Below are 11,545 nucleotides of genomic sequence, written 5' to 3' on the forward strand. Positions count from 1 at the left end.
GTCGAACGGGTGTGGCATGGTTGAGGACGTGGCGAATCCGGCTGGCGAGCGTTCAGGTCAGTTCGGCGCGCTCGGCCTGCACCTCGCGGACCCGCGCGTCGAAGCCTCGGTGCTGGGCGTGCTCGACCGGGTCGAGACGAGCCTGCGGGCGAGCGTGGCGAGCGCTGACCCGCTGGTGACCGAGGCGTCCCGGCACCTGGTCGAGGCCGGCGGCAAGCGGTTCCGCCCGCTGCTGGTGGCGCTGAGCGCCCAGTTCGGCGACCCGGAGGCCGCGCAGGTCGTCCCGGCCGCCGTGGTGATGGAACTCACCCACCTGGCGACGCTCTACCACGACGACGTGATGGACGAGGCCGCCGTGCGGCGGGGCGCGCCGAGCGCCAACTCCCGCTGGACCAACTCGGTGGCCATCCTGGTCGGCGACTACCTCTTCGCCCGGGCCGCGGACATCGCCGCCGAACTGGGCACGGAGGCGGTACGCCTGCAGGCGCGCACGTTCGCTCGGCTGGTGCACGGCCAGATCGCCGAGACGGTCGGCCCGCGCGACGACGACCCGGTCGCGCACTACCTGCACGTGATCGCCGAGAAGACCGGTTCGCTGATCGCCACGTCGGCCCGCTTCGGCGGCATGTTCGGCGGCGCGTCGCCCGAGCACATCGAGGCGCTCGCCGGGTACGGCGAGATCATCGGCGTCGCGTTCCAGCTCTCCGACGACCTGCTGGACATCTCCAGCGAGTCGATCCAGTCCGGCAAGACGCCCGGCACCGACCTGCGCGAGGGCGTGCCCACCCTGCCGGTGCTCTACGCGCTGGCCTCGGACGACGCGGACGCGGCGAGCGTACGGCTGCGGGAGATCCTGGCCACCGGCCCGCTGGTGGACGACGCGCTGCACGCCGAGGCGCTCGGCCTGCTGCGGGAGTCCCCGGCGCTCAAGCGGGCCCGGGAGACGGTACGCAGCTACGCCGAGGACGCGCGGGCCCGGCTGGCCCCGCTGCCCGAGAGCCCGGCGCGCCGCGCGCTGGAGTCCCTCTGCGACTACATCGCCGACCGCACCAGCTGACCCCCGCACCCAGGGCGAGGGCGGTCAGCCGAGCGCGGGGGCGCGGCGGAGCAGGCGGGCGCCGAGCAGCATCAGTACGGCGGCCACGAGCATGGCTGCCGCCGCCGTCAGCCACATCGCCGGGTAGCCGGCCGCGCCGGCCAGCGCGCCCAGGCCGAGCGGGCCCAGGCAGCCGCCCGCGTACACGCCGGTCTGGGTGATCGAGGTGGCGGCGGCCGGGGCCTGCGGGTGCAGCCGGACCACCGCGAAGTTCATCAGCCCGGGCCAGGCCCAGCCGAGCCCGAAGCCGAGCACCACGCCCGCGACCAGCGGCGCGGAGCCGGCCACCGCGAGCAGGATCAGGCCGACCGACCCGGTTAGCAGCATCCCGGCGATCAGCCCGACGTGCCCGTCGGCCCGCCGGTCGGCGAGCCAGCCGACGCCCACCCGGGCCAGCACGCACACCGCGCTGCCGAGCGTGAGCGTCAGGCCGGCCAGGCCGGGGGAGAGACCCCGCGTCGCCGCCGAGTCGACCAGGAACGTGCCCAGCGCGTTCGCCGCGGCTGCCGCCAGCGTCGCGGCCAGCCCGATGACCACGAGCGGGGCGGTGCCGCCGTAGCGGCCCCCGGAGGCGGCCCGGGCGTGCCGGTCCCGTCCGGTCCGGGGTACGGCCGGCAGCGCGGCCAGCGCCGCCCCGGCGGCGACCACGAAGGCCCAGCGCCAGCCGGCGGTGAGCGCGACGGTGGGGACCGCCACGCCGGCCAGCAGCGTCGCGACCGGGACGGCGGCCTGCTTCACGCCGAACGAGAGCCCCTGCCGGTGGGCGGGCACGTGCTCGGCGAGCGCGGCGTTGCTGGCGAGCTGTCCGAGGGCGTTGGCGGCGGCGCTGAGCGCCAGCAGCGTCACCAGCATCGGGTACGACCGGGCCAGCCCGGCCACGGCCAGCAGGGAGGCGGCGGAGAGCAGGATGCCGGCGCGGGCGACGGTGGCCGGGCCGTACCGCTCGACCAGGGCCCCGGAGGGCACCGAGGCGAGCGCGCTCACGCCGAAGTAGATCGAGACGGCCAGGCCCAGGCCGGCCGGGCTGAACCGGAGTTCGTCGCCGAGTTGCACGGCGAGCCCGCCGACGAGGAAGACGGGCAGGACGCACACGATCGTGGTGACGGTGGCGCCGGCGCCCGCCCGGACCGCCCGCCGGGCCGACGCGGGCGCGTCTTGCGAAACTGTTTCAGTCATTGCGAGCACACCCTACGCCCGCACGTTTTGGCTGCTCATCGTGTCCGTCGACCTACCGTCTGTGTCCGGTGATCTGGCATCCTCCATCCGAACAGGCATTTCGCACTCGGCCGGTTTTTCATATGGTGTAAGTCCCCGGCGGCGGAGGTGGTTGTGCGCGACCCCTTGGCGGAACCCTCGGACCTGATCCGCAGCGTGTCCCGCGCGCTTCGAGTGCTCGAGTCGGTCGGCCGTGCGCCGAGAGGGCTCACCGTGAAGCAGATCGCCCGGCGTTGCGAGTTGACAGTCGCCACGACCTACCACCTGGTGCGCACGCTCGCGTACGAGGGCTACGTGATCCGGCGCGAGGACGGGACGTACATCGTGGGGTTGGAGGTGGCCGACCGCTACCGCGAGCTGGTCACCGCGTTCCGCGGGCCGCCCGCGGTCGGCGAGGCGCTGCGCCGCGCGGCGTCGGACACCGGCTGGAGCCACTACCTCGGCCGTTTCATCGGCGGGCAGGTGGCGGTGACCGCCTCCGCCGAGGGGCCACGCTCGCCCTTCCTGGAAGACCTGGTGCCGGGCTTCGACGAGGGCGCCCACGCCACCGCGCTCGGCAAGAGCCTGCTCGCCACGCTCACCACCGAACAGCGCTTCCGCTACCTGCGCGAGTACGGCATGCGCCCGTTCACCACCGCCACCCTCACCACCGTGGAGGCGTTCGAGGCCGACCTGGCCGCCGGTGACCGGCGCGGCATGCAACTGGAACTCGGGCAGTTCCGGCAGGGCGTGGCGTGCGCGGCGGTGCTCGTCGCCCCGGACAAGGACATCGAGCGCCGGGTGGTGCTGGCGTGCGCGCTGCCGGCCGGCGAGATGATGACCTCGGCCCGGGTGGTCCGCGCGAAGCTGCTCACCGCCGCCAGGTCGATCGCCGACGGCATCGCCTCCGAGAACTGACGAAGGGCCGCCGACCTGGTGGGTCGACGGCCCCTCGCGGAGCGGACCAGCGCCGGACCGCTCCCGGGGTGGGTCAGCTGCCGACCGGGCCGCCGTCGAGGCGCCAGGTGACCACCACGCCGGGCTTGGCGAAGTCGCCGTCCGGCCAGGTGGAGGCCGGGTTCTCCACCGACGCGCCGGTCACCTCGCCCGGGTGCTGCACCGCCACGAAGACCGAGCGGTTGTCACCGGTGATGAACGGGCCGCAGGTCTCCGCGCCGAGCGGCACGGTGAGGAACTGCTTCAGGTGACCCCGCTCCGGGCCCTCCACGGCGGTGGCGAACAGGCCGTCGTTGCTGCCCAGCGCGTTGCCGTCGGTCGAGATCCACAGGTTGCCGGTGGCGTCGAAGGCGACGTTGTCCGGGCAGGAGATCGGCGAGACCCTGGTCTTGTCGTACCCGGCGAAGTACGTCGAGGCGTCGGCCGGGTCGCCGCAGACGATCGGCAGCGACCAGGCGAAGGTCTCGGCCGTGTTGTCGCCGCGGTCCTCGACCAGCTCCAGGATCTGCCCGTGCCGGTTGCTGTTGCGCGGGTTCGCCTCGTCGGCCGGGGCCTTGCCCGCCTTGCCGCGGTCGCTGTTGTTCGTCAGCGCCACGTACACCTTGCCGGTGAGCAGGCTCGGCTCGACGTCCTCGGGGCGGTCCATCTTCGTCGCGCCGACCTTGTCCCCGGCCAGCCGGGTGAACGTGAGCACGTCGGCGGCGGTCATGCCGTCGACGTACGAGCGGTTGCCGCTGACCAGCTTGATCCAGCGCCCCCGGCCGCCGAAACCGCCGTCGGCCGGGAGCTTGCCGGAACCGTCGATCTCGGCGGCCGGGCTGTCCCCCTCGATCCTGGCGACGTAGAGCGTGCCCGACTCCAGCAGCGTCAGGTTGTGCCGCCGGGCCACCGAGGACTTGCCCGGCATGAACTTCTTGTCCGACACGAACTTGTAGAGGTAGTCGAAGCGCTCGTCGTCGCCCATGTACGCGACCACGCGGCCGTCGCGCGCCACGATGACGTTCGCGCCCTCGTGCTTGAACCGGCCCAGCGCGGTGTGCTTGCGCGGCTTGGACTGCGGGTCGAACGGGTCGATCTCGACGACCCAGCCGAACCGGTTCGCCTCGTTGGGGTGCCGGGCCAGGTCGAAGCGCTCGTCCGCCCGGTCCCACTTGCGGCTGCCGCTCGGGTAGCGCACGTCGGTCGGGATGCCGTAGCGGGTCAGCTTCGCCTTCTGCTCCTCGGCCACCGCGTCGCCGCCGACGAAGTACTGGTTGAAGTTCTCCTCGCCGGAGAGCACAGTGCCCCACGGGGTGACGCCGCCGGCGCAGTTGTTGAGCGTGCCGACGACGGTCCGGCCCTTCGGGTCGGCGGCGGTACGCAGCCACGCCGACCCGGCCGCCGGGCCGGTCATCTCGAACTTCGTCGCCAGCGCCGTGACCCGGCGGTTGTACTCGCGCCGACCGCGCCGGACCGGCTGCCACTGCCCGGTGTTCTCCACCCGCTCCAGCTCGACCACTGACATGCCGTGCGCGGCCATCGCCACCCGCACCTGCTCCACGGTCAGCGCGTCCTGGCTGGTGAAGCCGGGGAACATCAGGTCCTCGTTTGTGTACTCGTGGTTCACCACGAGCAGCGCGCGCCGACGGTCGATCGGCAGCACGCCGACGAAGTCGTTGTTGTAGCCGAACTGCTTGGACTGGGCGGCGGCGGTCTGCCGGCCCAGGTTGAACGCGGGCGCGCCGGGCACGACCTCGTCACCCCAGCGGATCACCACCGAGTGGTCGTACCCGTTCGGCACCACGAGCGTGTCGAGCTTGTTCGGCGGGATCGGCTTGAACGTCAGCGCGCCGCTGCCGGGACGCCCCGGGCCGGTGGCGGCCACCCCGCCCTCGCCGGGCACCGGCGGAGCGGCGGGGGCGGCGGCCGCCGGGGACCCGGCCAGCGCGCCCGCCGCGGCGCCGCCGAAGCCGAGCACCAGCGCGCCGACCGCGCCGGCCCGGACCACGCCGCGCCGGGAGATCTCGGTGTCGACCACGTCCCCGAAGTACGGGTTGTCGGTCGGGTTGGGCACCGGGTGGTCGCAGGCGTTGCCGCACCGGTACAGACAGGTCATCGCGTCGCGGCTGCCGTGGCGGGTGCCACCGAGCAGCGGAAGCAGGCGAGGCCGGTCGCTCATGAGGTGGAGCCTCCAGATCGGACGAGGGGGAAGGCGCACGGGCGAGGGAGCCCGCGCTCACCCGCCGGACGCTGCCAGGGCGCCGTGAGCGGCGGTCGGCCCGCAGCTGAACCGGACGTGAACAGCTCCGTCGTGACCTGCGGCTGAACCGTTCGGCGACACGGCACGTATGGAAGGGCGTACACATCGCCGGTCTCCCCGCCGCCGGAAGCGAGGTACCGCCATCAGCGACCACGACGCCCAACTGCTGCGCGCGCTGCACGACGAGCATGCCGACGCGCTGTACGCGCACGCCCTGCGGCTGGTCAACGGCGATCGGCCCCGCGCCGAGGACCTGGTGCAGGAGACGCTGCTGCGCGCCTGGCGGCACCCCGAGTCGCTGGACCCGCGACGCGGCTCGGTACGCGCCTGGCTGTTCACCACGGCGCGGAACCTGGCCATCGACGCCTGGCGGCGGCGCTCGGCCCGGGTCGGCGAGGTGTACACGGACGAACTGCCGGAGACCGCCGAGACGGTCGACGAGACGGAGCGCGCGGTGGAGGCGTGGACCGTGGCCGAGGCGCTCAACCGGCTCAGCCCGACCCATCGGGAAGTGCTCGTCGAGTGCTTCTACCAGGGGCGTTCGGTGGCGGAGGCGGCGGCGCGGCTGGGCGTACCGCCCGGCACGGTGAAGTCGCGTACCCACTACGCGCTGCGCTCACTACGGTTGGCGCTGGCCGAGATGGGGGTGACCGGATGACACGCTGCGAGTTCGCGCACGACGACGGGGCGTACGTGCTTGGTGCCCTCGCCCCGGCGGACCGGGTCGCCTACGAGCGGCACCTGGCCGGCTGCGCCCAGTGCCGGGAGGCGGTGGCCGAGATCGCCGTGCTGCCCGGCCTGCTGGGCCGGCTCGACCCGGCCGGCTTGGAGCAGTTCCTGGAGGTCGGGCCGGAGACGTCGCGGGTGCCCGCGCTGCTCGACGCCGCGCGGGAGCGCAAGCGCCGCGAGCGGTCCCGCTCCCGCCGCCGGTACGCGCTGACCGCGCTCGCCGCCGCCGCGCTCGCGGTGCTGGCCGGCGTCGGGGTGGCGCTGGTCCAGCCGCCGGCCGAGCCGTCCACGCCGCAGGTGGCGTTGACCTCCATGCGGCCGGTGGCCGGGACGGTGCCGGTGCACGCCGAGGTGGGGCTGACCGAGACGCCGTGGGGCACCGAGGTCACCATGCACTGCGGCTACGACAGGCGGGCCGGGCACCGGGAGGCGTACACGTTCCGGCTGGTGGCGCACGGCCCGGACGGCGCGACGGAGCAGATCGGCTCCTGGCTCGCCGCCCCCGGCGACGACCTGCGGTTCTCCGGGGTAACCCGGTTCACCAGGGGTGAACTGGTCCGCCTGGAGCTCCTCCGAGGCGCCAATTCCCCCGTCCTGGCTTACGACTTCCGCTGACCGCCGTCCCCTCCCCGTTGATCTTGAAGGTGCGACCCTCGGCGCGGGTGATTGGTCCCTTTCGCCGGGGCGGTAAGTGCAAGATCAACGGGACGGGGTGGGTGCGGCGGCCGGGGCGGGGGTGCGGGTGGACTGGCGGGTGCGGTGGGAGTGACGCAGGGCGTCGGCGGTGAAGACCATCAGGGCCAGCCACACCAGCGCGAAGCCGGCCAGCCGGACCGCGGGCATGGGCTCGTGGAAGATCAGCACGCCGCAGCCGAGCTGGAGGATCGGGGCCAGATATTGCAGCATGCCGACAGTGGACAGCGGCAGCCGGTTCGCCGCCCCGGCGAACAGCAGCAGCGGGATCGCGGTGGCGGCGCCGGCCAGCACCAGCAGCGCGGTGTGCCCGGCCGAGACGTGCCCGAACGTCGAGTCACCGCGCGCCGACAGCCAGCCCAGGTACGCCAGCGCGGGCAGCGCCAGCACCGCCGACTCCACGAACAGCCCCTCCGTGGCGGGCAGCGCGAGGCGCTTCTTGACCAGGCCGTACCCGGCGAAGCTGAACGCCAGCGTGAGCGCCAGCCAGGGCAGCCGGCCGTAGTCGACGGCGAGCACCGCCACCGCGAGCCCGCCGACGCCGAGCGCCGCCCACTGCGCCGGTCGCAGCCGTTCGCGCAGCAGGAAGACGCCGAACAGCACCGACACCAGCGGGTTGATGAAGTACCCGAGCGCCGTCTCCACCACCCGGTCGGAGTTCACGCCGTAGATGTACGTGCCCCAGTTGACGGCGATCAGCGCGGCGGCGAGCCCGATGCCGGCGAGCGCCCGCGGCCGCCCGGCCAGCCTGCGCAGGAAACCGGCGTGCCGCGTGGCGGCCAGCAGCAACGCCACGAACGCCACCGACCAGAGGATCCGGTGCGCGAGGATCTCCATCGGCCCGGCCGGGCGCAGCAGCTTCAGGTAGATCGGGAAGAAACCCCAGATCAGGTACGCGCCGACGCCGTACAGGTAGCCGAGCCGGAGCTGGTTCACCGCTCCACCGTAAGTGGTGGATCTGTCTGCTGATCCTTATCGGTGACCGGCGTCACCCGCTGATCCAGCTCCATCCACCGATCCGGCGCGACCGGGCGGAAGCCGAGCTTCGCGTAGACCCCGTGCGCGTCGAGCGTCGCCAGCAGGATCCGGCGTACGCCCAGCTCGGCCAAGTGGTCGCGGACCGCGCCGGCCAGCCAGGTGCCCAGCCCGCGACCGCGCTCGGCCGGGTCGACGTAGACGTCGCAGAGCCAGGCGAACGTGGCCCGGTCGGTGACCACCCGGGCGACAGCGACCTGCCGGCCGTCACCGGGGCGGTAGACGCCGAAGCCGATCGAGCCGGCGAACGAGCGCGCGACCGTCTCCCGCTCCCGCCCCCGCGCCCAGTAGGCGTCGCCGGCGAGCCAGGCGTGCACCCGGTCCAGGTCGATCCGGTCCGGGTCGGTGCTGATCTGGTAGCCGTCCGCGCGGGTCACAGTGAACACCCGCCGACGCTAGCGCCGTCACAGGGGCCGCTCGCCAGCCAATTCCCTCCTGGTGGCCCCGGCCGGTCGCCGTCGCGCCGGGCCGGGGCCGGGGGTGTCAGTCGCGGTCGAGGACGGCGCCCAGGATCCAGGTGACGATGCCGACGAACAGCGCGCCCAGCACCGCCTCCGGCCAGAACCCGTCCACGTGGAAGGGCAACCCCGCCTCACCGGCGATCCAACTGGTGAGCAGGAAGAGCAGGCCGTTCACCACGAGCGCGATCAAACCGAGGGTGAGCAGGTAGAAGCCGCAACCCACGGTCTTGATGATCGGCTGGAGCACCGCGTTGACCACTCCGAAGATCACCGCGACGAGAACCAGCGTGATCACCGTCTCGGTGGCCGACCCGGAGTCCAGCGAGATGCCGGGGATGAGCAGCGTGGCGAGCCAGAACGCCACTGCCGTCGAGCCCACACGAATCAGAAGACCCTTCAGGAAATCCATGGCCGGGATCGTGCCACGGACGTACCACCAGGGAAAGCAGCGTGACGCCCCCCGCGCGCCTCAGCGTCGCACCGGGCGACCGACCAGTTGCGACTCCACAGGCGTCGGTGAGAGCAGCGCCCACCGCAGGGCCCGCCGGTTGACCACCGCCACCATGTCGTCGCGGATGCGGGCCAACCAGTCGGCGGATCCGCCGAGCCCGAGCGCCGCTCCGGCCAGCGCCGCCTCGTCCGGGTCGAGTGGCTGCAGGATCGCCAGGTCGGCGCGGGCCAGCGTCGCCGTGTCGGCCGCGGTCAGCTCGTCGCGGACCACGAGCACGGACTGCCAGGCCGCGTCCGGCCCGGCCTCCGGCGGCACCGGGCCGACGTCGACCACCACCAGCAGCGGGCACAGCGGTGAGGCGGGCGCGCCGCCGGGCGGACGCCCCGGCGGAAGCAGCGGTACGCCGCCACCGAGCGTCCCGACGCCGCGGACGAACGGCTCCCAGGCCCGGGGACGGCCGGTCTGCACCGCCACCCGGGCGCCCAGCGCCAGCGCCCGCAGCACGAGCAGTTGAGCGGCCGGCACACCGCCGATCAGCAGCACCCGTGTCGGGGCGGGCCGGAACAGGCGCACGGTGAGCGCGGCGCCGTGGCGGTTGGCGCCCACCATCAGGCCGGCGGTGGCCGGGGGCAGTTCCAGTGCGGGCGGCGGCGACCCGGACCCACCGGTCACCCCGAGCGGCAGCGTGGCGGCGAGCCCGGCCAGGTGCTCCCCGTCGAGCCGGCGCAGCTCCCCGCCGACGTCACCGGCGACGCGCCGAAGCGTCCGATCCACCGCCGACAACTCGTCCGCGCTGCCGGCGGCGACCCGCACCGCCAACTCGGCCGGGGCCGGATTCGTCCCGGCGCGGGGTCCGACCGTCAGCGCGACGGTGGTGGCGGTGGCGGGCACCGCGAGCAGCCGGGTGACCAGCCCCGGGGAGGGCTCGCCCCGCGGATCGGGCCACCGGCGCAGTCGCCAGGTGGCCTGCGCCAGCCCGCCCACGGTGAGCAGCGGCCACGCCTCCCGGACCGGGGCGCCGGGCTCGTGATGGGCCAGCTCGGCGATCACCCGCAGCGCCGCGTCCCCGCCGAGCGGCCGGGCGGTGAGCGGCCCGAGCCGGCGGACGATCCGCCGCAGCGTGCCGGAGAGCGCCCGTAGCAACTCCTCGTCCGGCCAGCCGTCCGCCCGCAACACCTGGACGGCCAGGACCGCGCGCGTCCGCCCCGGCACCCGGCCGTCGGTGAGCTGCCGGTAGGACGTCCCGGCGGGACCGCCCGCGACGGCCGGCACGGGCGCGGGGGAGGACGAGAAGACGAGCTGCAACCGGACCGCTGGGGCGTCCGGGCCGCTCGGCGGGAGCAGGTCGGACGGTACGGGCAGCCGGCGCGCGTGGTCACCGAGCAGCTCGTCCGGGTCGCCGAGTTCCAGCAGCGCGGTCAGGCCGGCGGCGTCGTGCAGCACCGCGGCCGGACCGCCGGCCAGCTCGGTGGAGCCGGCCACCGCCCCCGGCCGGACCAGTTCCAGCAGCGCCGCCGGATCGGCGGCCGACGGCAGGGCGCGGCGCCGGGTCAGGTACGCGACGGCGGTGACGAGCCATTCGTGCAGCCAGCGGCCGCGTACCCGGATCCACGCGGCCGGCAGCATGAGCGCGGCGGTGAGCAGCGCGGCGGCGGTCGCCACGAAACCCCGCCCGGCGGCGGCCACCAGCACGGCCGCCGCGACCTGTGTCGCCACGACCTGACCGGCCCGCTGCCGCGCGCCCGGCCGTTGTGTCCACAGTGGGGCGGACGCGGCCGGCCGGGTCGTTGTCGTCGCGGCCACCGCACCTCCTCGCCCGGGTCCCGCTGTGACATCACCGTGGCACATCGTAATGGCCGAGTTGTCCACAGGGGAGCCCGAGGGGGTAGCAGAACCGGAGTGGGGCGGCTACCGTCAGCGACGAAATCGTCGAGTCGCGTGTCCGCCGCCGCCTGGTCTTCCCCTCCACCGGCCCCGGGCGCCCCCGGCGAGTCCACGGTGGTCACCGGGGTGACCAGCCACGACCGAGGAGACGAGGTGACGTCCGGGATGTCCCAGACCCAGGCAGAAGCCGCGGTGATGCAGCAGACCGCCGCGAAGTTCGAGCAGGTCGACCAGTCGCTGCAGACCATGCTCAGCGGCCTGATGGCCGAGCTGGAGGTGCTGCAGCAGGCCTGGCGGGGCGCCGGAGGGCGCTCGTTCGCGCAGGTCAAGCAGCAGTGGGCGCAGGACCAGGCGGCCCTGCAGCGGGCGCTGCGGGAGACCGCCACCGCGATCCGCACCGCCGGCCGGCAGTACGACCTGTCCGACACCGAGGCCGCCGGCCGGGTGGCGGGCACCAACCGCGGCATCCAGCTGCCGCTCTGACAACCGGAAGGATCGAACTCATGGAGCACGGTGTGCTGGTCGTCAACTTCGCCGCCCTGCAACAGGCCGGCGCCGACATCCAACGGGCGTTGTCCACCCTGGAGAGCCAGCTCGGCCAGTTGGAACGCGACGCCGCCCCGCTGGTGGCGAGCTGGAACGGCGCCGCCCGCGAGGCGTACGAGGTGCGGCAGTCCCGGTGGCGGGCCGCCTCGCAGGACCTGCAGGCGATGCTGCGCGACATCAAGCTCGCGGTGGAGGATTCCGCGGCCGACTACCTCGACACCGAGAAGCGCAACACCAACCTGTTCCAGTGAAGCGTCCCG

12 protein-coding genes are annotated in these 11,545 nt (G+C 74.0%); 6 read left to right on the forward strand and 6 right to left on the reverse strand.

The genetic code is table 11. The annotated features are described in order from the left end of the window. Positions 1–16 precede the first annotated feature (16 nt). The gene (locus tag PVK74_RS23110) at positions 17–1,057 is read left to right on the forward strand and encodes a polyprenyl synthetase family protein (protein WP_043327297.1); all 1,041 of its coding nucleotides are present in this window, start codon (positions 17–19) and stop codon (positions 1,055–1,057) included. A 24-nt stretch (positions 1,058–1,081) separates the two neighbouring features. Here the strand turns inward: PVK74_RS23110 and PVK74_RS23115 are convergent, their stop codons facing one another. After that, positions 1,082–2,272, reverse strand: coding sequence for an MFS transporter (locus PVK74_RS23115; RefSeq protein WP_043327295.1), 1,191 nt, complete (start codon positions 2,270–2,272; stop codon positions 1,082–1,084). Between the two features lie 153 nt (positions 2,273–2,425). On the opposite strand from PVK74_RS23115, the gene PVK74_RS23120 reads away from it, so the two are divergent. Further along, complete coding sequence (locus PVK74_RS23120) at positions 2,426–3,208, forward strand: IclR family transcriptional regulator (RefSeq protein WP_030503712.1); 783 nt, start codon at positions 2,426–2,428, stop codon at positions 3,206–3,208. Positions 3,209–3,281: 73 nt separating this feature from the next. Here PVK74_RS23120 and PVK74_RS23125 read toward each other — a convergent pair whose 3' ends face one another. Next, positions 3,282–5,405, reverse strand: a complete 2,124-nt coding sequence (locus PVK74_RS23125) for a PhoX family protein (protein ID WP_210868756.1) — start codon at positions 5,403–5,405, stop codon at positions 3,282–3,284. 244 nt (positions 5,406–5,649) lie between these two features. Here PVK74_RS23125 and PVK74_RS23130 point away from each other — a divergent pair, with 244 nt between their 5' ends. Both PVK74_RS23130 and PVK74_RS23135 read left to right on the forward strand, forming a co-directional pair. After that, the gene (locus PVK74_RS23130) at positions 5,650–6,144 is read left to right on the forward strand and encodes a sigma-70 family RNA polymerase sigma factor (RefSeq protein ID WP_030274508.1); all 495 of its coding nucleotides are present in this window, start codon (positions 5,650–5,652) and stop codon (positions 6,142–6,144) included. Beyond that, on the forward strand, positions 6,141–6,830 hold the full coding sequence (locus PVK74_RS23135) for an anti-sigma factor family protein (protein ID WP_069088820.1): 690 nt from the start codon (positions 6,141–6,143) through the stop codon (positions 6,828–6,830). The genes PVK74_RS23130 and PVK74_RS23135 overlap by 4 nt, the downstream gene beginning before the upstream one ends. 84 nt (positions 6,831–6,914) lie before the next feature. On the opposite strand, the gene rarD is transcribed toward PVK74_RS23135, so the two are convergent. The 4 genes from rarD to eccE form a co-directional block, all read right to left on the reverse strand. Then, on the reverse strand, positions 6,915–7,844 hold the full coding sequence (gene rarD, locus PVK74_RS23140) for an EamA family transporter RarD (RefSeq protein ID WP_274477188.1): 930 nt from the start codon (positions 7,842–7,844) through the stop codon (positions 6,915–6,917). Continuing rightward, a complete protein-coding gene (locus tag PVK74_RS23145; RefSeq protein WP_064448439.1) occupies positions 7,841–8,329 on the reverse strand; it encodes a GNAT family N-acetyltransferase in 489 nt (162 codons plus the stop codon). Before PVK74_RS23145 ends, rarD begins: the two co-directional genes overlap by 4 nt. Before the next feature lie 97 nt (positions 8,330–8,426). Further along, on the reverse strand, positions 8,427–8,813 hold the full coding sequence (locus PVK74_RS23150; RefSeq protein ID WP_030503717.1) for a phage holin family protein: 387 nt from the start codon (positions 8,811–8,813) through the stop codon (positions 8,427–8,429). Between the two features lie 60 nt (positions 8,814–8,873). Then, positions 8,874–10,658 carry a type VII secretion protein EccE gene (gene eccE / locus PVK74_RS23155; protein WP_274477189.1) on the reverse strand — a complete coding sequence of 595 codons (1,785 nt, stop codon included), beginning with the start codon at positions 10,656–10,658 and terminating at the stop codon, positions 8,874–8,876. A 246-nt stretch (positions 10,659–10,904) separates the two neighbouring features. On the opposite strand from eccE, the gene PVK74_RS23160 reads away from it, so the two are divergent. Both PVK74_RS23160 and PVK74_RS23165 read left to right on the forward strand, forming a co-directional pair. After that, positions 10,905–11,222: a WXG100 family type VII secretion target gene (locus PVK74_RS23160; RefSeq protein WP_030503719.1), complete on the forward strand. Its 318-nt coding sequence runs from the start codon at positions 10,905–10,907 to the stop codon at positions 11,220–11,222. 20 nt (positions 11,223–11,242) lie between these two features. Next, positions 11,243–11,536: a WXG100 family type VII secretion target gene (locus PVK74_RS23165; RefSeq protein WP_043327280.1), complete on the forward strand. Its 294-nt coding sequence runs from the start codon at positions 11,243–11,245 to the stop codon at positions 11,534–11,536. Positions 11,537–11,545 lie beyond the last annotated feature (9 nt).

Source organism: Micromonospora chalcea (assembly GCF_028768405.1).
GTDB lineage: Bacteria > Actinomycetota > Actinomycetes > Mycobacteriales > Micromonosporaceae > Micromonospora > Micromonospora chalcea.